Genomic DNA, 20,937 nt, shown 5'->3' on the forward strand with positions numbered 1-20,937 from the left:
GCCCGCCGTCTTTGTCGGCCAATGGCCGTCGAAATTCGTTTGGCGCGCCGCAACTTGTGCGGCGCGCAGTAGCCTTACTCAGCTGCGTCTGGCAGCCGGACAGGGTTGTCGTCGAGCTTGGTGTTCTCCAGCTCGACATTGAGGCCGAGAGACCGCATTTCCTTGACGAGCACGTTGAAGCTCTCCGGAATGCCGGCTTCGAAGGTGTCGTCGCCGCGGACGATCGCCTCGTAGACCTTGGTGCGGCCGGCGACGTCGTCCGACTTCACCGTCAGCATTTCCTGCAGCGTGTAGGCGGCGCCATAGGCTTCCAGCGCCCAGACCTCCATCTCGCCGAAGCGCTGGCCACCGAACTGCGCCTTGCCGCCCAGCGGCTGCTGGGTGACGAGCGAGTACGGACCGATCGAACGCGCGTGGATCTTGTCGTCCACCAGGTGGTGAAGCTTGAGCATGTAGATGTAGCCCATCGTCACCTTGCGATCGAACGGCTCGCCCGTGCGTCCGTCATAGAGCTGCGACTGACCTGATGTGTGCAGGCCCGCCTGCTCCAGCATGATGTTGATGTCAGCCTCGTGCGCACCGTCGAACACCGGGGTCGCGATCGAGACGCCGCGGCGCATCTGCTCGCTGAGGCGAACAATGCTCTCGTCGTCATAATCACGGACCGGCTCGTTGCGGTCATTCGCCGGAATAAAGCTCTCGAGCGTCTTGCGCAGCGGCTTGATGTCACCCGCCACCTTGTACGCGTCGATCAGCTCGCCGATCTTCTTGCCCATGCCGGCGCAAGCCCAGCCCAGATGCGTTTCCAGGATCTGGCCGACATTCATGCGGCTCGGCACACCCAGCGGGTTGAGCACGATATCGGCATGCGTGCCGTCCTCGAGGAAAGGCATGTCCTCGACCGGAACGATGCGCGACACGACACCCTTGTTGCCGTGACGGCCGGCCATCTTGTCGCCCGGCTGCATCTTGCGCTTCACGGCCACGAAGACCTTGACCATCTTCATGACGCCCGGAGGCATTTCGTCGCCGCGCTGGACCTTCTCGACCTTGTCCATGAAGCGCTGTTCGAGCGCCTTCTTGGAGTCGTCGTACTGGCCACGCAGGGCTTCCAGTTCGCTCTGGAGCTTTTCGTTCTCCACGGCAAACTGCCACCACTGCGAACGCGGATACTCGTCGAGCGTATCCTTGGACAGCGTCGAGCCCTTCTTGAAGCCCTTCGGTCCAGCGATCGCTTCCTTGCCGACGAGCACGTCGGAAAGACGCGCGTAGACGTTGCGGTCCAGAATGGCCTGCTCGTCGTCGCGGTCCTTGGCGAGGCGTTCGATCTCCTCGCGCTCGATCGCCATGGCGCGCTCGTCCTTCTCCACACCGTGGCGATTGAACACGCGCACCTCGACGACGGTGCCGAAGGTGCCCGGAGGCATGCGCATCGATGTGTCGCGCACGTCGGAAGCCTTTTCGCCGAAGATGGCGCGCAGAAGCTTCTCTTCCGGCGTCATCGGGCTTTCGCCCTTCGGCGTGATCTTGCCGACCAGGATGTCGCCCGGTTGAACTTCCGCACCGATATAGACGATGCCGGCTTCGTCGAGGTTCTTCAGCGCTTCTTCCGAAACGTTCGGAATATCACGCGTGATTTCCTCCGGACCGAGCTTGGTATCGCGCGCCATGACCTCGAACTCCTCGATGTGGATCGAGGTGAAGACGTCGTCGGCGACGATGCGCTCGGAGAGCAGGATCGAGTCCTCGTAGTTGTAGCCGTTCCAAGGCATGAACGCGACCAGCACGTTGCGGCCGAGCGCCAGATCACCGAGCTCGGTCGACGGACCGTCGGCAATGATGTCGCCCTTGTTGACCCGGTCACCCATACGCACCAGCGGACGCTGGTTGATGCAGGTGTTCTGGTTCGAACGCTGGAACTTCATCAGCCGGTAGATGTCGACGCCGGACTTGCCCGGATCGAGATCTTCCGTCGCGCGGATAACGATACGCGTCGCATCCACCTGGTCGACGATGCCGCCGCGGCGGGCGCCGATTGCGGCGCCCGAGTCACGGGCAACGATCGGCTCCATGCCGGTGCCGACAAACGGCGCCTCGGCGCGCACCAGCGGCACGGCCTGACGCTGCATGTTGGAACCCATCAGAGCGCGGTTGGCGTCGTCGTTTTCCAGGAACGGGATCAGGGCCGCGGCCACCGACACCATCTGCTTGGGCGACACGTCCATCAGGTCGACGTTTTCGCGCGGCGCCATCATCACTTCGCCGGCGCTGCGGCAAATGACGAACTCGTCGACGAAGCCGCCATTCTTGTCGAGCTCGGCGTTGGCCTGCGCGACATGGTGCTTGGCTTCTTCCATCGCCGAGAGATAAACGACGTCATTGGTCAGCTTGCCATCGACGATCTTGCGGTACGGGCTCTCGATGAAGCCGTACTTGTTGACGCGTGCGAAGGTGGCCAGCGAGTTGATCAGACCGATATTCGGGCCTTCCGGCGTCTCGATCGGGCAGATACGGCCGTAATGAGTCGGGTGCACGTCGCGCACTTCGAAGCCGGCGCGCTCGCGGGTCAGACCGCCCGGTCCAAGCGCCGACAGGCGACGCTTGTGGGTGATCTCCGACAGCGGGTTGGTCTGGTCCATGAACTGCGACAGCTGCGAGGAACCGAAGAACTCGCGCACGGCGGCAGCCGCCGGCTTGGCGTTGATCAGGTCCTGTGGCATCACCGTGTCGATCTCGATCGAGGACATACGCTCCTTGATCGCGCGCTCCATGCGCAGCAGGCCGACGCGGTACTGGTTTTCCATCAGCTCGCCGACAGAACGCACGCGGCGGTTGCCGAGATTGTCGATGTCGTCGATCTCGCCCTTGCCGTCGCGTAGCTCGACCAGCGTCTTGACCACGGCCAGGATGTCGTCCTTGCGCAGCACGCGCACGGTGTCCTCGGCCTTGAGCTCAAGGCGCATGTTCATCTTGACGCGGCCGACGGCCGACAGATCGTAGCGCTCGCTGTCGAAGAACAGCGAGTTGAACATGGCTTCGGCGGTCTCGAGCGTCGGCGGCTCGCCGGGGCGCATGACACGATAGATGTCGAACAGCGCGTCCTGGCGGCTCTCGTTCTTGTCGACGTTGAGCGTGTTTCTGATGTAGGCGCCGACATTGACGTGGTCGATGTCGAGAACCTTGATCTCGTTCTCGCCGGTGCCAAGCAGCACCTTCAGCGTCTTTTCATCGATCTCGTCGCCGGCTTCGAGAAAGATCTCGCCGGTGGCGTAGTTGACGATGTCTTCGGCCAGGTAATTGCCGAGCAGATCCTCGTCGGTCGCCTTGATCGCCTTGAGACCCTTTTCGCCAAGCGCCCTGGCCTGACGGGCCGTGATCTTCTTGCCGGCTTCGACAACGATCTCGCCCGTATCGGCGTCGACCAGATCGCCGACAGCCTTGAGGCCGCGGAAACGCTCGACGTTGAACGGGATGCGCCAGTGGTCGCCGGCGCGCTTGTAGGTGATCTTGTTGTAGAAGGTAGACAGGATTTCTTCGCCGTCCATGCCGAGCGCCATCAACAGCGACGTCACCGGAATCTTGCGGCGGCGGTCGATGCGGGCGTGCACGACGTCCTTGGAATCGAACTCGATGTCGAGCCAAGAACCGCGATAGGGAATGACGCGCGCTGCAAACAGAAGCTTGCCCGACGAGTGCGACTTGCCCTTGTCGTGGTCGAAGAAGACACCCGGCGAACGGTGCATCTGCGAGACGATGACGCGCTCGGTGCCATTGACGATGAAGGTGCCGTTCAAGGTCATGAGCGGCATGTCGCCCATGTAGACGTCCTGCTCCTTGATGTCCTTGATCGACTTGGCGCCGGTATCCTCGTCGATATCGAACACGATGAGGCGCAGCGTCACCTTCAGCGGCGCGGCATAGGTCAGGTCGCGCTGACGGCATTCGTCAACGTCGAATTTCGGTCCTTCGAACTCGTACTTCACGAACTCCAGCATCGAGGAGCCGGAAAAATCGGAGATCGGGAAGACCGACTTGAAAACAGCCTGAAGTCCCTCGTCCGGACGTCCGCCCTTGGGCTCGTCCACCATCAGGAACTGGTCATAGGATGCCTTCTGAACCTCGATCAGGTTCGGCATCTCCGCAACTTCCGGAATCTTTCCGAAGAACTTGCGTACGCGTCTGCGGCCATTGAAAGTCTGGGTCTGGGCCATCGTCGCTCCTTAGCTCTAAACTCGGGACGGGCCTCGCCGCGGCCCGCCTTGCATACCGAGCCGCCTGGGCGGCGGCTCTCTGTCTGTTCTCCGTCCGCCCAACCAATTGCTTGGCGGCGGCCGGCTGAAACGGGAGAAAACCCGTTTCCTGAAGGCCGGTTGCGGCCCTCAGGAAAGAGGTTCTCGTACATCTCGCGCTACGCGTCCTCCCTTCGGGCGAAGGGAGTGGCGGACGGCGCGAGGCCGCCCGCCGCCTTTACGCTTACTTCAGGTCGACCTTGGCGCCGGCTGCTTCCAGCTGGGCCTTGAACTTGTCAGCGTCGGCCTTGGAAACGCCTTCCTTGACCGGCTTCGGAGCCGCTTCGACCAGGTCCTTGGCTTCCTTGAGGCCAAGACCGGTGATGGCGCGGACTTCCTTGATGACGTTGATCTTCTGAGCGCCAGCTTCGGTGAGGACGACGTCGAATTCCGTCTTTTCCTCGGCCGGAGCAGCGGCAGCAGCAGCGCCGCCAGCAGCGGCAACCGCCACCGGAGCAGCAGCCGAAACGCCCCACTTTTCTTCCAGAAGCTTCGACAGCTCGGCCGCCTCGAGGACGGTCAGCTTCGAAAGGTCGTCTACGATCTTTGCGAGATCAGCCATTGTTGTATTCCTTCATAAGGTTCGAACGTGTGTTTGTGATAGCGAGGAACGGCCTCATGCCGCCTCGTCCTTCCGGGCGTAAGCGCCGATGACGCGCGCGACCGAAGCCGCTGGCGCATTGACGATCTGGGCGATCCGGGTTGCCGGCGTGGCGATCATGCCAACCAGCCTGGCGCGCAGCTCATCGAGCGACGGAAGTGTGGCGAGTGCCTTCACACCGTCGGCATTGAGCGAGGTGGTGCCCATTGCGCCGCCGAGAATGATCAACTTGTCATTCCCCTTGGCGAAATCGGACGCGACCTTCGGCGCCGCAATCGGATCCTCCGAATAAGCAATCAGCGTCTGTCCCTTGAACAGGTCGATGATCGATGCGGAGTCCGTGCCCTGAAGAGCGATTTTGGCGAGACGGTTCTTCGCGACTTTAACGGTGCCACCGGCAGCGCGCATTTTCGACCGAAGGTCGTTCATTTGCGCGACGGTGATACCGGCATAGTGGGCCACTACGACTGAACCTGCGCCCGTAAACGCATCATTCAGGCCCGTGACGAGTTCGCGTTTTTCCGCTCTGTCCACTGCCTATCTCCAGTTGACCCCTATCCCGTTCAACGGGAACATTCCCATTGACGAGGACAGGCGTCGGGTTGCCTTTTGCCGGCCGGGCCATCCAGTAACGGATCTCCCGAACGACGCTCGAGGATCCTGCCCCCTTTCGCCACACCGCCGGCCAAGCCGACGATGCGCAGACAAAAGGCAAACACGGTTCGAACCTTTCATTGGAGCACTTGCTCCTTTGTCGGGTCTTCACCCGTCTCATGCAGGCCCACATGAATTAAGGCTTTTGGGCCGCCTGCAATCTCGGACAGGATGTCCGGAAGCCTTTCGACTTCCGGCACCGGGCCCAGGATAAATCCGAGGCCCGGAATTCAGTCACGGATCAGCCTTCCAGCGGCCGATCCAAATGGTCTTAATCAGGACGCTGCGAGCGTCGAGACGTCGAGCTTGAGGCCCGGGCCCATCGTCGAGGTGACCGACACCTTCTTGACGTAGTTGCCCTTGGCGCCAGCCGGCTTTGCCTTGGTCACCGCGTCAGTGAAGGCCCGGATGTTCTCTTCCAGCGCCTTGACGTCGAACGAGACCTTGCCGACGCCGGCATGAACGATGCCGGCCTTCTCGACACGGAACTCGACCGCACCACCCTTCGATGCCTTGACGGCGGCGGCGACGTCGGTGGTGACGGTGCCGACCTTCGGGTTCGGCATCATGCCGCGCGGGCCGAGCACCTTACCGAGACGGCCGACCAGCGGCATCATGTCCGGCGTGGCGATGCAGCGATCGAAATCGATCGTGCCCTTCTGGACGATGTCGACCAGGTCCTCGGCACCGACGATGTCGGCGCCCGCGGCCTTGGCCTCTTCAGCCTTGTCACCACGGGCGAACACGGCGACGCGAACCGAGCGGCCGGTGCCGTTCGGCAAATTCACCACGCCGCGGACCATCTGGTCGGCATGGCGCGGGTCGACGCCGAGGTTCATCGCGACTTCGACGGTCTCGTCGAACTTGACCGACGAACGGTCCTTGAGCAGCTTCAGCGCATCGCCCAGGGCATAAGCCTTGTTGGGATCAATGCCTTCGCGGGTCTTCGATACACGCTTTGCAATCTTTGCCATGATCTTAGCCCACCACTTCCAGACCCATCGAGCGGGCGGAGCCCTCGACCATGCGCATGGCCGCCTCGACGTCGTTTGCGTTCAGATCCTTCATCTTGGCAGTGGCGATTTCGCGAACCTTGTCGCGCGAAACGGTGCCAGCCTTGACCTTGCCCGGCTCCTTCGAACCTGACGTGAGGTTCGCCGCCTTCTTCAGGAAGTAGCTCACCGGTGCCGTCTTCATGACGAAGGTGAACGACTTGTCCTGGTAATAGGTGATGACGACCGGAACCGGCGATCCCTTTTCCATTTCCTGGGTCTGCGCGTTGAACGCCTTGCAGAATTCCATGATGTTGATGCCACGCTGACCAAGCGCCGGGCCGATCGGCGGAGACGGCGTGGCCGATCCCGCTTTGACCTGGAGCTTGAGCTGGCCTGCAATTTTCTTAGCCATCTCTTTTCCTGCCTTTGTCTATGCCGGCCCCACTAGCTGGGAAACCCGGCGGTTGCAGCCTGGTGGTGCGGTTCACGTGACCGGCTAAAGCCGCGTTCGCCTCCCACCGTTCTCAGGCCGCGCGTCTCCGCGCCGCCTCCCCTGATCGTCGAACCGGCGTCGCCGGCCCAACATCCGGGATTTCGGATCAGCCCTTTTCGACCTGTCCGAATTCCAGATCGACGGGCACGGCGCGCCCGAAGATCGAAACTTCCACCTTGAGCCGCGCCCGCTCCTCGTCCACTTCCTGGACGAAACCGTTGAAGGACGCGAAAGGACCGTCCGAAACACGGATCGCTTCGCCGATCTCGAAAGTGACCGAGGGCTTCGGCCGCTCGACGCCTTCCTGCACCTGGTTCAGAATGCGCTGTGCTTCCGCCTCGGTGATCGGCACCGGCTTGGAGTCGCCTAGGAAACCGGTGACCTTCGGCGTGTTCTTCACCAGCGAGAACACGGCATCGGTCAGGTTGGCCTTCAGGAGCACGTAGCCCGGGAAGAACTTGCGCTCGGCATCGACCTTGCGGCCACGACGAACCTCGACGACCTTCTCGGTCGGCACCACGATCTGCTCGATATCGGCGGACAGGCCCTTCTGCTTGGCCTTGTTCTCGATGTCCTCGGCGACCTTCTTTTCAAAGTTCGAATAAGCGTGGACGATGTACCAGCGCGCAGCCATTTTTTAAGACTTCTCCGTAGTCGCCGGACTTAGCGTCCAATGCCCAGAATCTGTTCGATCGCGAAGCCCATCAACTGATCGGCGCTAAAGAAAAAAATCATCGCAATCACAGCGAAGGCCAGAACCATCACCGTCGAGATCATCGTTTCGCGCCGCGACGGCCAAGTTACCTTGGCGGTCTCCGAGCGAACCTGCTGGAGAAAGACGAAAGGATTTGTGGTTTTCGAAGCCATATGCCGCTCTGTCTTCAAGACCCGTTGGCCGGGTCTCCTGGATGATCCCGCTGGCCGGGACGTGCCGCCTGAGCCCAGTATCGCGCCGAATCAGCGCAATCATTTCGCCCATGCAAATCAGACGCGTAAAGCCGGCTTCCCAGCTCCACGCGTCGCGTGTCTGTTCTGTCTACATAAAACCGATTCTTGATCCACGCAAGTGGCAAGTGTCCGCTTTATGACCAAACACCGCCTCGGAACCATCCAGTCGTTCCGTCCCGGCTATGGCGCCCTTATGCCCCAATCGGCCTAATATGGCAAGCGGGTCGCCGATTTTCAAAGGCAGCCCACAAAATATCGTTTCCAATGGCCATTCTTGGAAAATGGCACGGGCAGCAGGGCTCGAACCTACGACCTGCGGTTTTGGAGACCGCCGCTCTACCAACTGAGCTATGCCCGTATCGCGCGCCTCGGCGCAGCAGGGGCTTCCTAAGAGCTTCCGCGCTCTCTGTAAAGAGCGGTTTGCATGCAAACGCGCCTTCATCCCCTTTGCCAGAAATCGAGATAGTCAACGACCAGCCTGTCGCGGTCGATCTCGAGTTCGCGCTTGAAGTCGCTGGCGCGCGATTCATAGAGATATCGCCTGCCCTCATCGAGGCATGCCGTCCCACTCGCGCTAGCGCACGATCTTCAAATCTTCCGACATAGTTCTGCACTGCGAGTGGCTGGAAGCTACTTTGTTTCCGGTGGTGTGTACGGCCCGCCAGGCACGCCCCAGCCCCAGGCCGGCATCGGCTCGGTTTCGGGATCGCAGGTCTCGCCGAGATTGGAATTCATCTTGGCCAGCCGCGATCCCCATTCGACATAGCCCATGAAGGCCGAGCGGAATTCGGGATCGTCGGGCAGACCGACGGCATCGGCGGCGTCGGCGAGCAGGTTGATCCAGCGGCGGCGCTGCTCTTCCGTCAAATGCTTGCCCAGATGATGCATGACCATCTCGCGGTGACCGCCGAATTCTTCGCTGTAGGTTTTCGGTCCGCCGAACACCTCGCCGATGAAGGCCGCGACATGTGTGGGGTGGTCCGGCGACATGGTCTTGAACACCGGCCCGACGACCGGATCCTTTGCCACCTTGTCATAGAAGGTCTGTGTCAGCCGGTTCAGGGCGTCGCTGCCGCCGGCCCATTCGTAGAGTGTCGGAACATCCTTGCGCATGGCGGTCACCTGTCCTCGATCGCCACTGACGGTAGCAAAAAGACCCGACCGGCCTCAACCTGCCTCGATGGCCAGCTACAGTTTGGCCGGCATGTCGGCTTCGGCGTTGGCAGACGGCACGACCCGGCAATTGTCCGGCCTCGGAGCCGATCTGCATATTGTTGCGCCTGTCAGCTCGTCGGCGGACTGAGGCCCGGTCACCAGCCCGAATTTCAGTATCGCCTGTTGATAGAGCTGCCGTTTGGAGGCGGAGAGCTCTATGGCGGCGAACAGGCCGGGTCCGATCGCCATCTCGTCCAGATATGCCTTGACCTTGTCCCCAAGCCCAACGGAACTCACGCTGAGACGCACGGCCGGGCCGATGAGGCGCCTGACGCCACCGGCAAGCATGATCGGACAGGCCGAAGCACATTCGCCCTCGGCTTCGGTGGTGAGCCCGATGTGGACGCCATCCTTTGCCAGGCAATCCGCCGAGGGATCGCAATCCACGAAATCCGTGTGGGCGACGACGACATCGAGCTTGCGTTCGCGGATCAGCCTGCCGGCGGCAAGCGCGCCCTCGACGTCGCCTCCTTGCGAGCTGATGACGATCGGCAACCGCCGGCCGGCGATGGCATCGAGCGCCTGGCGAAGTCTTTCCGGCGTCTGCGCGGTAATCGTGCCTTCCGCCGAGATCCATTCCGGGCAGTCGGGATTGCAGAGCGGATTGCTGCCACGGACAAGAACGAAGCGCATGTCCGCCTCCTTCGGCGTCGGGGCCTCCGACGGCGCAGCGGGGGCCGGTTTTGCCTGGGCGGTCGGGAGATTGGCCGGCGTCGCCTCTTTGCCCGCTGGTATCTCCCGGCAGTTCGCCGGCATCGGATTTGCCTTGCAAATGGTTCCGCCGGTGAAAAGCTCGACGGTGTCGAGCGAGGTGACGAGGTTCATGCGGAGCATGTTGTCGAGAACCAGCTGATGGATTTCGCTGGCCGGCGTGTTCTTCATCGTGATGAACACGCCTTCGCCTATCCCCATCCCCTGCAAATACGCCGAAAGCCTCTTCTCGACCGTCTTGCTCATTTCGTAGGTCTTGTAGCTGCCTGCGTTCTTGCGGCTGACGACCTTGGTGCTGAGGATCTTCTTCTTGCCGTTCACGATCCGGTATGTGGTCCGGTAAAGCAGCTTCTCGCGCTTATAGGTGGTGGTGACCTGGTGGACGCCGAGATAGGCGAAATCCCCGACGACGCGGCGTACACCGCCGGAAAACATCAGCGGGCAGGCGGAATTGCACATGGCGCCGCTGTCATAGGCGATGCCGAAATAGTCGGCGCCCTTGCCCTCGTTATCCCTGCAATTCTTCATCTCCGGCTCGCAGCCGGAAAACACCGTCGTGCCGACGGCGACGTCGAGCTTGTTCTTGCGGATCATCTGGCCGAGTGTCACCGCCGCATCGACATTGCCGCCGGGGGAATTGAGGACCACCGGCAATTGCCGACCCTTGAGCGCCTTGAGCGTGCGCTTGAGCAGCGACGGCGTGTCCGCCTCGATCGTGCCTTCGGCCGATATCCATTCCGGACAATTGGGCTCGCAACCCGGCGCATTGCTGCGCACGACGGCAAACCGCATCGACGGGATCTCCAGCGACTGCTCCTGCGCCAGCGCGGCGGGGACAGACAGCGCAATGGCGGTCAATAGCATGAGACGGACCAGCGCCCGCAACCACCATGCCTTCCCATCGAAACAGCGCCCTGGAACCACTCTTTGGCAAGCTCCCGCAACGCAACCCATACTAGTTGCCGCGATGGCGCTTGCAACAGCTTTGAGGGCAGGCGCAGCTCCGAGGTCGCGCAGTGCCAGCAAAACGAAAAAGGGCGGCCCGAAGACCGCCCTTTTCTTCTCGATCCGGCCAATGCCGGTCTCGATTATTCCTTGATGGTGACGACGATGCCGGCACCGACGGTGCGGCCGCCTTCACGGATAGCGAAGCGCAGCTTCTCTTCCATGGCGATCGGCACGATCAGCTCGACATCGACCGTGATGTTGTCGCCGGGCATCACCATCTCGGTGCCTTCCGGCAGCGACACGATGCCGGTCACGTCGGTCGTGCGGAAGTAGAACTGCGGACGGTAGTTGGTGAAGAACGGCGTGTGACGGCCACCCTCGTCCTTGGTCAGGATGTAGGCTTCAGCCACGAACTTCTTGTGCGGCTTCACCGTGCCCGGCTTGGCCAGAACCTGGCCGCGCTCGACGCCTTCACGATCAACGCCGCGCAGCAGCGCGCCGATGTTGTCGCCAGCCTGGCCCTGATCGAGCAGCTTGCGGAACATTTCAACGCCCGTGCAGGTCGTCTTGGTCGTCGGACGGATGCCGATGATCTCGAGTTCCTCGCCAACCTTGACCACGCCGCGCTCGACGCGGCCGGTGACGACCGTGCCACGGCCCGAGATCGAGAACACGTCTTCGATCGGCATCAGGAACGGCTTGTCGAGCGGACGAACCGGGGTCGGGATGTAGGCGTCGACCGCAGCCATCAGCTCGCGGATCGCGTCTTCACCGATCGTCTTGTTGGAATCTTCAAGAGCGGCAAGCGCCGAACCCTTGACGATCGGAATGTCGTCGCCGGGGAACTCGTTCTTCGACAGAAGCTCGCGAACCTCGAGCTCGACCAGTTCGAGCAGCTCGGCGTCGTCGACCTGGTCGACCTTGTTCAAGAACACCACGATCGACGGCACGCCGACCTGACGGGCAAGCAGGATGTGCTCGCGGGTCTGCGGCATCGGGCCGTCGGCGGCCGACACGACCAGAATCGCGCCGTCCATCTGCGCGGCACCGGTGATCATGTTCTTCACATAGTCGGCGTGGCCGGGGCAGTCGACGTGAGCGTAGTGGCGGGCAGCCGTCTCGTATTCGACGTGAGCCGTCGAGATGGTGATGCCGCGGGCCTTCTCTTCGGGCGCCGCATCGATCTGGTCGTAGCGCTTGTACTCGCCAAAATACTTCGTGATCGCCGCCGTCAGCGACGTCTTGCCATGGTCAACGTGACCAATCGTGCCGATGTTCACATGAGGCTTGTTACGCTCGAATTTACCTTTTGCCATAGTCTCTTTCCTTGGACGGCCTTGACCTTCAGTTCAGTCGAATGCGGGGCGATTAGCGACAAAGGCCAAAAAACACAAGCGTCTTTTGGCCGGGTGCCGTCTCACTCAGTCTGAACCTGGGATCCGATTGCGGGGATGTGGCGCTGATATAGGAAGGCGATGGGTGAAATGAAATGGGCGACAGGCCGATCGATCGAGGCCTGCATCAACTGCTCTTGCCGCCAATCCCTGTCTGGATCACGGCCAGTTGATGGCCCATTGCGGCGGCCACCGAGGTCTGATCTCCTGACCCCATGCATTTCATCCCTGCCTCGATCCGCGGCCCGCTGTTCATGATCGTCTCGACCGGGTCGTACCTGGTCAACGACACGATGATGAAACTCGCGACGGCAGGGCTGCCGTCCTACGAAGTGCTGTTCCTGCGCGGGGTCGCGGCAACGCTCTGGGGCTTCCCGCTGTTGTTCGTGCTCGGCTACGGCAAACAGATCCCGCTGATCTTCGACAGACGCGTGCTGCGCAGGAACCTGCTCGAGCTGGCGGCGATCCTTTGTTACGTCGTGGCGCTCGCCAACATGCAGATCGCCGATTCCACGGCGCTGGGACAAGTCACGCCGCTGCTGATGCTGGTCGGCTCCTCGATCCTGTTTGGCGAGCGCATCGGCGGCCAGCGCATGGCGCTGATCGGGCTCGGCTTCATCGGCGCGCTGATGGTGGCGCAGCCGACGATGCAAGGCATATCGGTCTACGCCCTGCTGGCGCTCGGCAACGCCACACTGGCAGCCGCGCGCGATCTTGCCGGCCGGCGTGTGCCGGCAGAGGTGCCGGGGATGATCGTTGCGATTTCCGCCGTGGTGGTGGTACTGATCGGCGCCGGTGCTGCGCATCTGGTTTCCGAGCGCTGGGTCATGCCCGAGGCGCGCCACCTGCTACTGATGGCAGGCGCCGGGTTTTTCCTGATCTTCGGCCATTTCTTCATCTTCATGGCCTATCGCATCGGACCGACCAGTGCGGTGGCGCCGTTCTACTACTGCTTCACCGTCTGGGCGGTGATTTCGGGCCTGCTGGTGTTCGGGCAGTTCCCCAACGCGCTGGCTGTCTGCGGCATCCTGCTGGTGGTGGGCAGCGGGCTGACCATCGTGTCGCTGGATCAGCGCAAGCGCAAGCTGACCGTCATCGCGTAGCTTCGCCATCCGAGCGCCTGGAACGCTGATCTTCTTCGCCGCGGCTGATGCGGTGTTGATGCCATAGGCAAGCTCTGCCGCGCATACCGGCTCGAAGCTGGTCTTGCCTCAGAAATTCAAACTTCAGACGATCCGATCGGCGCTTAAAGCGTCCGGCGTCCGCTGAACTGGTGGTAAGCCCACAGCACAACTATCGCGCCAACCACTGAGACGATCAGGCTGGAGATGTTGAGACCGGTGACACCCACGCCAAAGATCTGGCTGCAGATCACCCCGCCGACGATGGCGCCGACGATGCCGAGCACGATATCCATGAGCAGGCCCTGGCCCGTCTTGTTGACGATCTTGCTGCCGATGAAGCCGGCAATGGCGCCGAGAATAATCCAGCTGATGATACCCATTTTTTCCTCTCCATCCCTCGCCGGCCCGACATTTTCATATGAATGTCAAAACCACAAGCCAGCTTGAAATTCCGCCCGATTGCGCCATTGTCAGAGATGGGTTGGGCTTGGCTAGATGGAGGATCCACCATGGGACTTTTTGACAACGCCGTTCCCGGCGGCAACATCACCAAACCGCTGATGATCGCGCTTGGCGCGCTGCTGGTTGGAAAAATGCTGAGCGGCAGAAGCGCCGAACAGCCGGATCAAGCACCCGCACCCGCCGACCCAACGCCTGCCGGGACCACCGCCAGCGACGGCGGCTTGCTCGGCGGATTGGGCGGCCTGCTCGACAAGCTCAAGGACGCCGGCCACGGCAATGTCGCCGATTCCTGGGTTGGCACCGGGCAGAACCAGTCAATCAACGCCAATGATCTCGGAGCCGCGCTTGGACCGCAGGTCATCCGCGAGATCGCGCAGCGCACTGGAATGGACGAGGGGGAACTGCTCAAGCAGTTGTCCACCGCCCTGCCCGGCATCGTCGACAAGCTGACGCCGAACGGCCAGGTACCACAGCAGCATCAGGTCGCTTCCGCGTTCAACAGCTGACGCGGCCACATTGATGCCCTGAAGCGCTGCGCGCGTTGTCGCGCAGCGTCCGCGCCTGCCCATTGTGGAGGTGAAAATCTGGAGCGGGTAGCGGGAATCGAACCCGCATATTCAGCTTGGAAGGCTGCTGCTCTACCACTGAGCTATACCCGCGCCTTGTACTGAAGTATCGGATTCACCCGAAAAGCGCCATGCACTTTTCGGCCCGATGCTTTTTCGTTTCAGGGCTTCCGGGCCGGCAGTGGTGGAGAGGGTTGGATTCGAACCAACGTAAGCTAAGCTAACGGATTTACAGTCCGTCCCCTTTAACCACTCGGGCACCTCTCCAGTCTGCCGCCGGAGCCATGCAACGAGGCATTCGCGCCAATTCGGACCCGAGTTGTGTCTTCTCCGAAACCAGCGAAGCGCCTTATGGCGGCAAGGCCATTGGGTGTCAACCGCGCAGGAAGGGTTTTTCGATGTTGTTCGCCGGCCGCGGCGACAGGGCATATCCTTGGCAACGGGAGACAGCTATAGAAGCCGGCCATGAGCAACAAGACAAACACCCCGAAAGATACCCATTACGCCAATCTGCGCCGCGCCTTTCGCGACGAGAAGAGCGGCGGCGCACCGGCATTCAAGCCACGCCAGCCCGTGCCGCCGGGCGAAAACGCAGCCGACGGCCTGGTGCGACTTTATGGCCTGCACACGGTGCGGGCGGCACTCGACAATCCGCGCCGCAAGATCCGGAAAATGCTGGTGACGCGCAATGCGGCCGAGCGCCTTGAGATAGCCGATCTCGCCGCACTGCCTTTCAAGGCCGAACTGGTCGAACCCAGGGACATCGACAAGGTCACCGGGTCGGACGCCGTGCATCAGGGCGTGCTGATCGAGGCGGAGCCGCTAAAAGCAAAGCGCCTCGACGCGCTGGGCGACGCCAAGCTGGTGCTGGTGCTCGACCAGGTCACCGATCCGCACAATGTCGGCGCCATCCTGCGCTCGGCGGTGGCTTTCGGCGCCGGCGCGCTGATCACCACCGCGCGCCACAGCCCTCAGGAATCGGGTGTGCTGGCGAAGTCCGCGTCCGGCGCGCTGGAGCATATCGACCAGATCGAGGTGAAGAACCTGGCCGACGCGCTCGGGCAGCTGCACGAGGCCGGCTTTCGCACAATCGGGCTTGATTCGGACGGCCCGGCCGAACTCGAAAAGAGCTTTGCCGGAGAAAAGATCGCGCTGGTGCTGGGGGCCGAAGGCAAGGGCTTGCGCCAGAAGACGCGCGAGACGGTGACGACGCTGGCACGGCTCGACATGCCGGGCGTCATCCGTTCGCTCAACGTGTCGAACGCCGCGGCGATCAGTCTCTATGCCGCACGGGCCTTCCTCAAGCGCGGCTGAAAGCGGAAACAGCGGACTATTTCTGTAAACGAGAAACGGGTTCCCGCGACCAGTGCAGGAACCCGTTCTTCGACGGACAAGAGGTGGCGGCTTGGGAACGTTGCGCCGCCCTCTCCCGACCTATGCCGCTTTGCCTCGGGCTTCGGTTGCCTCGCCGCCGACCTCGAAATTCGCCATCCGTTCCAGCGCCCTGACCAGCGCCGAATGATCTTCCTTGGCGCCGCCATTGGCGGCGCAGGAATTAAACAGTTGCTGCGTGGTCGAGGTGTTTGGCAACGACACGCCGAGCGCTTTCGCGCCCTCCAGCGCCAGATTGAGATCCTTCTGGTGCAGTTCAATGCGGAAGCCCGGCGCGAAGGTGCGCTTGACCATGCGCTCGCCATGCACTTCGAGGATGCGCGAGGCGGCCAGCCCACCCATCAGCGCCTGCCGGACCTTGGCCGGGTCGGCACCGGCTTTCGAAGCAAAAACAAGTGCTTCGGCGATGGCTTCAATGGTCAGCGCGACGACGATCTGGTTGGCGACCTTGGTGGTCTGGCCGACACCGTTCGGCCCGACCAGAGTGATGTTCTTGCCCATCTTCTCGAACACGGGTTTGGCGCGCTCGAACGGCTTTTCCTCGCCGCCGACCATGATGGTCAGGGATGCCGCCTTGGCGCCGACCTCGCCGCCCGAAACCGGCGCGTCGAGGTAATCGCAGCCGAGATCGTTGATCTTCTTGGCGAAGGTCTTGGTCTCGATCGGCGAGATCGAGCTCATGTCGATGACCAGCTTGCCCTTGGAGAGGCCCGAGACAACACCGTTGTCGCCGAACAGCACATCGGCGACCTGCGGCGTGTCGGGCACCATGGTGATGATGATGTCGGCGGCCTTGGCCACAGCGGCATGGCCGGCGACTGTTTTCAGGCCTTTGGCGACGAGATCGGCGGGGGGCGTGGAGCGGTGATCGCTGGCGATGACCTTATGGCCGGCAGCCAGCAGGTGCCCCGCCATCGGCGCGCCCATGATGCCGAGGCCGATGAAGCCGATGGTTTCCATTGTTGTTCTCCTGATGCTTGTGTGAAACGCCCCCTCATCCGGCCGCTACGCAACCTCTTCTCCCCGAGGGGAGAAGAGGTTGCCGACGTTGGTGCGCGTCTCTTCTCCCCACCGGGGAGAAGGTGGCCCGAAGGGACGGATGAGGGGGACTTGGCTGCTACGCCGCTGCGCTGCCCTGCCCGGCCAGGTCCCGGAACCATCCCAAGCCAGCCTCCGTTCCCGCCTTGGGCTTGTATTCCGCGCCGATCCAGCCGGAATAGCCGATGCGGTCGATGTGGTTGTAGAGGAAGGGATAGTTGATCTCGCCCGTTCCCGGCTCGTGACGGCCGGGATTGTCCGCAAGCTGGATATGCGCGATGCGGCCGAGGTTTGCCTCGATTTTACGGGCGAGATCCCCCTCCATGATCTGCATGTGGTAGATGTCGTATTGCAGGAACAGGTTCTTCGATCCTACCCGGTCGATGAGTGCCAACGCCTGATCCGAGTAATTCAGGAAGAAGCCTGGAATGTCGCGGGTGTTGATCGGCTCGATCAGCAGCCGGATGCCGGCCTGCTCCAGTTTCTCCGCCGCAAAGGCGAGATTTTCGGCGAAAACATCCTCCAGCACCTTGCGGTCGGCGCCGGCGGGCGCGTTGCCTGCCAGGCAATTGACCTGCTTGCAGCCGAGCGCCTGTGCGTAGCTGATTGCCTTGGCGATGCCCTGGCGGAATTCCGGCACGCGGTCCGGCAGCACGGCGATGCCGCGCTCGCCCTTGCCCCAGTCGCCGGCCGGCAGGTTGAACAGCACCTGTGTCAAGCCGTTCTTCTTCAGCCTGGCGGCCACCACCTCGGGCGCATGGTCGTAGGGACCGATATATTCGACGCCCTTGAAGCCGGCGCGGGCAGCGGCGTCGAAGCGGTCGAGGAAATCATGCTCGCCAAAGAGCATCGACAGATTGGCTGAAAAACGCGGCATTCTTTTTATCCTTCTTCTCAGTCGAGCATCACGATCGCGGTCGGCGCATCCTCATGGCTTTCGGCAAGGTCCTCGAATTCGGTGATCTTGTCGATCTCGGTGCCCATCGAGATGTTGGTGACGCGTTCCAGGATGAATTCGAGCACGACCGGAACCCGGTGCTCCTTCATCAGCCGCTGCGCCTGCTTGAAAGCGCTGGCGAACTCTTCCGGCTTGCGCACCCGGACCGCCTTGCAGCCCATCGCCTCGGCAACGGCGACATGGTCGACGCCATAGCCGGCCTCGGGATCGCCTGACCGGTTGATGTTCTCGAAGGCGAGGCTGACCTCATAATCCATCGCAAAACCGCGCTGCGCCTGGCGGATCAGGCCGAGATAGGCGTTGTTCACGACGACGTGGATGTAGGGCAGCTTGTGCTGTGCGCCGACCGCCAGTTCCTCGATCATGAACTGGAAATCATAGTCACCCGACAGCGCCACGATGGTGCGGTCGGGATCGGCGGCGCGAACACCGAGTGCTGCCGGCAAGGTCCAGCCGAGCGGGCCGGCCTGGCCGCAATTGATCCAGTTGCGTGGCTTGTAGACATGCAGGAACTGCGCGCCGGCGATCTGCGACAGGCCGATCGTGGTGACATAGGTGACGTCGCGGCCGAACGCCTTGTTCATCTCCTCGTAGACGCGCTGCGGCTTCAGCGGGACCTGGTCGAAATGCGTCTTGCGCTTCATCGTCTTCTTGCGGGCCTGGCATTCTTTCGCCCAGGCTGACCAGTCACGCAGCTTGCCTGCCATCTTCCACTCGGTGGCGACGTCGAGCAGCATTTTCAGTGCCGCACCCGCATCCGAGACGACGCCGAGATCCGGCGCGAAGACACGGCCAATTTGAGTGGGCTCGATGTCGACATGGATGAACTTCTTGCCCTTGGTGTAGACGTCGACGGAGCCGGTGTGGCGGTTGGCCCAGCGGTTGCCGATGCCGAAGACGAAATCGGCCTCGAGCATCGTCGCATTGCCATAGCGGTGCGAGGTCTGCAGCCCGCACATGCCGGCCATCAGCCGATGATCGTCGGGGATCGCGCCCCAGCCCATCAGCGTCGGGATGACTGGCACGCCGGAGATTTCCGCGAATTCGATCAGCAAATCAGAGGCATCGGCATTGATGATGCCGCCGCCGGCGACGATCAGCGGCTTTTCGGCCGCGTTGAGCATGGTCAGCGCCTTTTCGGCCTGGGCGCGGGTCATCGCCGGCTTGAACGGCGTCAGCGGCTCGTAGGCATCGATGTCGAACTCGATCTCGGCCAGTTGGACGTCGACCGGCAGGTCGATCAACACCGGGCCGGGCCGCGATGAGCGTATCAGATGAAATGCCTTCTGCAGCGCCATCGGCACCAGATAAGGCTCCATGACGGTGACCGCCCATTTGGCGACAGGTGCGGCGATGGCCGCGATGTCGACGGCCTGGAAATCCTCCTTGTTCAGCCGGGCACGCGGCGCCTGGCCGGTGATGCAGAGGATCGGAATGGAATCGGCTGCCGCCGAGTAAAGGCCTGTGATCATGTCGGTGCCGGCCGGCCCGGAGGTGCCGATGCACAGGCCGATATTGCCCGCCTTGGCGCGGGTGTAGCCTTCGGCCATGTGCGAGGCGCCCTCGACGTGGCGGGCAAGGACATGGCGGATCGTGCCCCTCGCCTTCAGCGCCGAATAGAGCGGATTGATCGCCGCGCCCGGCACGCCGAAGGCGCAGGAAATGCCTTCCTTTTCGAGAACGAGAACCGCGGCATCGATAGCGCGCATCCTGGCCATTTCTTCGCCCTCCACGGGGTTTGTCATTGTTGGATGGCCCGAGGATGTCAGCAAATCGGCTATTTTTCAATTTTTTCAGAATATTTTTTCATTTCTAGAAAATAGCTTCTACAGCCTGATTTCATTCGCTTTTCGGTTTTCCAGGAATTTTCTGACTCCTGAGAATGAAAAACTTTTTCATTGCTTGTTCCGTGAAATCGGCAAGAATGGCGTCATGGAAACCACTGAGAAACGCCAGCGCGGTCGTCCGCGCGCTTTCAACGGGCCTGCCGAAGCCAATTCGGTGCAATCGCTCGACCGGGCCTTGCGCATCCTGGCTATTGTCGCCGAGGGCAGCGGCCTGTCGCTGAGCGAGGTATCGGCACATAGCGGCCTTGCCGCCTCCACCGCCTATCGCATGCTGACGACGCTGCAAAACCACGGCATGGTCGAGTTCGACACGTCAGACCAGTTGTGGTCGATCGGCGTCGAGACCTACCGTATGGGCGCGGCGTTCCTGCGCCGCCGCAAGCTGGTCGACCGCGCCCGCATCGTCATGCAGGAACTGATGGAACGAACCGGCGAGACCGCCAATCTCGGCGTCGCCGAGGATGATTGCGTGGTGTTCGTCAGCCAGGTCGAGACGCACCAGGCGATCCGCGCCTTCTTCCGGCCGGGCACGCGCAGCCCTTTCCATGCGTCCGGCATCGGCAAGGCGGTATTGGCGCATCTCGAACCGGAGCGCGTCGGCACCATACTGCGCAAGGCCGGCCTGCAGCGCTTCACCGACAAGACGCTGTCCGAGATCCCTGCACTTGCCCACGATCTCGCTGTCATCAAGCAGCGCGGCTGGTCGGTAGATGACGAAGAACGGCACCCCGGCATGCGCTGCGTGGCCGCTGCCATCTTCAACGAGTTCGGCGAACCGATCGGCGGCGTCTCGGTGTCGGGGCCGACCGTGCGGGTGACGCCGGAGCGGCTAGCGGAGATCGGGCCGATGGTGCGCAATGCGGCGGCCGAGGTGACCAGGATGATCGGCGGCGTGCAAGCCGGCTGATCAGCCGGCCCCGGGCAGTGCGCTCTTCGTCGCGATATCGAAGAAATCGAGCAATATCGCCAAGCCGACGCCGCAGGCGGTGAAGATGAGGCCGGCGATGAAGATGCGGTTGGCGCGTTCGTAGACGCGCCGCTGCAAGGATTTTATGTCGAGCAGCAGCGCCAACGCCCGCATCTGTAGGGCAATGCCGGCCAGGATCGGCAGCACAGCGACAAGATGGTAGGCCCGCCATGGGATCGGGTTGGCGGCCCAATGGGTGATGAAGCCCAGCGAAAACGCCAGCAGGATGCCGACAGTGGTGACGGTGCCGTTGCGGAAAACCGTCTCGATCGGGTCTTCCCCGGGGTCCTGCTCGTCCAAGCCACCCTCCCTCAGCTGGGCCTTCGGGATAGACT

General features: G+C 62.2%; 19 protein-coding genes, 3 tRNA genes and 1 pseudogene. 4 read left to right on the forward strand and 19 right to left on the reverse strand.

What is annotated here, in order from left to right:
• Nucleotides 1–74: 74 nt before the first annotated feature.
• The 12 genes and pseudogenes from rpoB to tuf form a co-directional block, all read right to left on the reverse strand.
• On the reverse strand, nt 75–4,211 hold the full coding sequence (gene rpoB / locus HGP13_RS22585) for a DNA-directed RNA polymerase subunit beta (protein ID WP_172229158.1): 4,137 nt from the start codon (nt 4,209–4,211) through the stop codon (nt 75–77).
• A gap of 262 nt (nt 4,212–4,473) precedes the next feature.
• Nucleotides 4,474–4,851 (reverse strand): 50S ribosomal protein L7/L12, encoded by a 378-nt coding sequence (rplL, locus tag HGP13_RS22590; protein WP_008875658.1) that lies wholly within the window; start codon nt 4,849–4,851, stop codon nt 4,474–4,476.
• Nucleotides 4,852–4,905: 54 nt separating this feature from the next.
• The gene (rplJ, locus tag HGP13_RS22595; protein WP_172229160.1) at nt 4,906–5,424 is read right to left on the reverse strand and encodes a 50S ribosomal protein L10; all 519 of its coding nucleotides are present in this window, start codon (nt 5,422–5,424) and stop codon (nt 4,906–4,908) included.
• Nucleotides 5,425–5,819: 395 nt separating this feature from the next.
• Nucleotides 5,820–6,518, reverse strand: coding sequence for a 50S ribosomal protein L1 (gene rplA / locus HGP13_RS22600; RefSeq protein WP_172229162.1), 699 nt, complete (start codon nt 6,516–6,518; stop codon nt 5,820–5,822).
• 4 nt (nt 6,519–6,522) lie between these two features.
• Nucleotides 6,523–6,951, reverse strand: coding sequence for a 50S ribosomal protein L11 (rplK, locus tag HGP13_RS22605; protein WP_013531410.1), 429 nt, complete (start codon nt 6,949–6,951; stop codon nt 6,523–6,525).
• Between the two features lie 187 nt (nt 6,952–7,138).
• Nucleotides 7,139–7,666 (reverse strand): transcription termination/antitermination protein NusG, encoded by a 528-nt coding sequence (gene nusG, locus HGP13_RS22610; RefSeq protein ID WP_010909261.1) that lies wholly within the window; start codon nt 7,664–7,666, stop codon nt 7,139–7,141.
• A 29-nt stretch (nt 7,667–7,695) separates the two neighbouring features.
• On the reverse strand, nt 7,696–7,899 hold the full coding sequence (gene secE, locus HGP13_RS22615) for a preprotein translocase subunit SecE (RefSeq protein ID WP_027044964.1): 204 nt from the start codon (nt 7,897–7,899) through the stop codon (nt 7,696–7,698).
• A gap of 363 nt (nt 7,900–8,262) precedes the next feature.
• Nucleotides 8,263–8,338 (reverse strand) — tRNA-Trp (locus tag HGP13_RS22620).
• Nucleotides 8,339–8,418: 80 nt separating this feature from the next.
• Nucleotides 8,419–8,520 (reverse strand): annotated as a pseudogene (locus HGP13_RS38605) (hypothetical protein); the annotation flags it as partial.
• Nucleotides 8,521–8,610: 90 nt separating this feature from the next.
• Nucleotides 8,611–9,093 carry a group II truncated hemoglobin gene (locus HGP13_RS22630; RefSeq protein ID WP_172229164.1) on the reverse strand — a complete coding sequence of 161 codons (483 nt, stop codon included), beginning with the start codon at nt 9,091–9,093 and terminating at the stop codon, nt 8,611–8,613.
• Nucleotides 9,094–9,168: 75 nt separating this feature from the next.
• The gene (locus tag HGP13_RS22635) at nt 9,169–10,770 is read right to left on the reverse strand and encodes a hypothetical protein (RefSeq protein ID WP_246707095.1); all 1,602 of its coding nucleotides are present in this window, start codon (nt 10,768–10,770) and stop codon (nt 9,169–9,171) included.
• 224 nt (nt 10,771–10,994) lie between these two features.
• Entirely contained in the window at nt 10,995–12,170 is a 1,176-nt protein-coding gene (gene tuf, locus HGP13_RS22640; RefSeq protein WP_172229144.1) for an elongation factor Tu, read from the reverse strand.
• Nucleotides 12,171–12,463: 293 nt separating this feature from the next.
• Between tuf and HGP13_RS22645 the strand changes: the two genes are divergently transcribed.
• Complete coding sequence (locus HGP13_RS22645; protein ID WP_172229168.1) at nt 12,464–13,351, forward strand: DMT family transporter; 888 nt, start codon at nt 12,464–12,466, stop codon at nt 13,349–13,351.
• Nucleotides 13,352–13,494: 143 nt separating this feature from the next.
• Here the strand turns inward: HGP13_RS22645 and HGP13_RS22650 are convergent, their stop codons facing one another.
• Complete coding sequence (locus HGP13_RS22650; protein ID WP_027028819.1) at nt 13,495–13,752, reverse strand: GlsB/YeaQ/YmgE family stress response membrane protein; 258 nt, start codon at nt 13,750–13,752, stop codon at nt 13,495–13,497.
• Between the two features lie 129 nt (nt 13,753–13,881).
• On the opposite strand from HGP13_RS22650, the gene HGP13_RS22655 reads away from it, so the two are divergent.
• Entirely contained in the window at nt 13,882–14,340 is a 459-nt protein-coding gene (locus HGP13_RS22655; protein ID WP_172229170.1) for a YidB family protein, read from the forward strand.
• A 79-nt stretch (nt 14,341–14,419) separates the two neighbouring features.
• On the opposite strand, the gene HGP13_RS22660 is transcribed toward HGP13_RS22655, so the two are convergent.
• Together HGP13_RS22660 and HGP13_RS22665 are read right to left on the reverse strand one after the other, a co-directional pair.
• Nucleotides 14,420–14,493: transfer RNA gene (locus tag HGP13_RS22660), tRNA-Gly, on the reverse strand.
• A gap of 89 nt (nt 14,494–14,582) precedes the next feature.
• A tRNA-Tyr gene (locus HGP13_RS22665) sits at nt 14,583–14,667 on the reverse strand.
• A 198-nt stretch (nt 14,668–14,865) separates the two neighbouring features.
• Between HGP13_RS22665 and HGP13_RS22670 the strand changes: the two genes are divergently transcribed.
• Nucleotides 14,866–15,714: an RNA methyltransferase gene (locus HGP13_RS22670; protein WP_172229171.1), complete on the forward strand. Its 849-nt coding sequence runs from the start codon at nt 14,866–14,868 to the stop codon at nt 15,712–15,714.
• A gap of 120 nt (nt 15,715–15,834) precedes the next feature.
• Here the strand turns inward: HGP13_RS22670 and HGP13_RS22675 are convergent, their stop codons facing one another.
• The 3 genes from HGP13_RS22675 to gcl all read right to left on the reverse strand — a co-directional run bounded on the left by HGP13_RS22675 (nt 15,835) and on the right by gcl (nt 19,506).
• Entirely contained in the window at nt 15,835–16,767 is a 933-nt protein-coding gene (locus HGP13_RS22675) for a 2-hydroxy-3-oxopropionate reductase (protein ID WP_281411003.1), read from the reverse strand.
• A gap of 142 nt (nt 16,768–16,909) precedes the next feature.
• Entirely contained in the window at nt 16,910–17,707 is a 798-nt protein-coding gene (otnI, locus tag HGP13_RS22680) for a 2-oxo-tetronate isomerase (protein ID WP_172229173.1), read from the reverse strand.
• Nucleotides 17,708–17,724: 17 nt separating this feature from the next.
• Complete coding sequence (gcl, locus tag HGP13_RS22685; protein ID WP_172234811.1) at nt 17,725–19,506, reverse strand: glyoxylate carboligase; 1,782 nt, start codon at nt 19,504–19,506, stop codon at nt 17,725–17,727.
• 214 nt (nt 19,507–19,720) lie between these two features.
• Here gcl and bhcR point away from each other — a divergent pair, with 214 nt between their 5' ends.
• A complete protein-coding gene (gene bhcR / locus HGP13_RS22690) occupies nt 19,721–20,542 on the forward strand; it encodes an HTH-type transcriptional regulator BhcR (RefSeq protein WP_172229174.1) in 822 nt (273 codons plus the stop codon).
• On the opposite strand, the gene HGP13_RS22695 is transcribed toward bhcR, so the two are convergent.
• A complete protein-coding gene (locus HGP13_RS22695; protein ID WP_172229175.1) occupies nt 20,543–20,902 on the reverse strand; it encodes a hypothetical protein in 360 nt (119 codons plus the stop codon).
• Nucleotides 20,903–20,937: the final 35 nt, after the last annotated feature.

Source organism: Mesorhizobium sp. NZP2077, from assembly GCF_013170805.1.
In the GTDB taxonomy this organism is placed as follows: domain Bacteria; phylum Pseudomonadota; class Alphaproteobacteria; order Rhizobiales; family Rhizobiaceae; genus Mesorhizobium.

Coding starts and splice junctions, on each gene's coding strand:
- rpoB (WP_172229158.1), bottom strand. CDS start 4,211: ATGGCCCAGACCCAGACTTTCAATGGCCGCAGACGCGTACGCAAGTTC.
- rplL (WP_008875658.1), bottom strand. CDS start 4,851: ATGGCTGATCTCGCAAAGATCGTAGACGACCTTTCGAAGCTGACCGTC.
- rplA (WP_172229162.1), bottom strand. CDS start 6,518: ATGGCAAAGATTGCAAAGCGTGTATCGAAGACCCGCGAAGGCATTGAT.
- rplK (WP_013531410.1), bottom strand. CDS start 6,951: ATGGCTAAGAAAATTGCAGGCCAGCTCAAGCTCCAGGTCAAAGCGGGA.
- nusG (WP_010909261.1), bottom strand. CDS start 7,666: ATGGCTGCGCGCTGGTACATCGTCCACGCTTATTCGAACTTTGAAAAG.
- secE (WP_027044964.1), bottom strand. CDS start 7,899: ATGGCTTCGAAAACCACAAATCCTTTCGTCTTTCTCCAGCAGGTTCGC.
- HGP13_RS22630 (WP_172229164.1), bottom strand. CDS start 9,093: ATGCGCAAGGATGTTCCGACACTCTACGAATGGGCCGGCGGCAGCGAC.
- HGP13_RS22635 (WP_246707095.1), bottom strand. CDS start 10,770: ATGCTATTGACCGCCATTGCGCTGTCTGTCCCCGCCGCGCTGGCGCAG.
- tuf (WP_172229144.1), bottom strand. CDS start 12,170: ATGGCAAAAGGTAAATTCGAGCGTAACAAGCCTCATGTGAACATCGGC.
- HGP13_RS22645 (WP_172229168.1), top strand. CDS start 12,464: ATGCATTTCATCCCTGCCTCGATCCGCGGCCCGCTGTTCATGATCGTC.
- HGP13_RS22650 (WP_027028819.1), bottom strand. CDS start 13,752: ATGGGTATCATCAGCTGGATTATTCTCGGCGCCATTGCCGGCTTCATC.
- HGP13_RS22655 (WP_172229170.1), top strand. CDS start 13,882: ATGGGACTTTTTGACAACGCCGTTCCCGGCGGCAACATCACCAAACCG.
- HGP13_RS22670 (WP_172229171.1), top strand. CDS start 14,866: ATGAGCAACAAGACAAACACCCCGAAAGATACCCATTACGCCAATCTG.
- otnI (WP_172229173.1), bottom strand. CDS start 17,707: ATGCCGCGTTTTTCAGCCAATCTGTCGATGCTCTTTGGCGAGCATGAT.
- gcl (WP_172234811.1), bottom strand. CDS start 19,506: ATGGCCAGGATGCGCGCTATCGATGCCGCGGTTCTCGTTCTCGAAAAG.
- bhcR (WP_172229174.1), top strand. CDS start 19,721: ATGGAAACCACTGAGAAACGCCAGCGCGGTCGTCCGCGCGCTTTCAAC.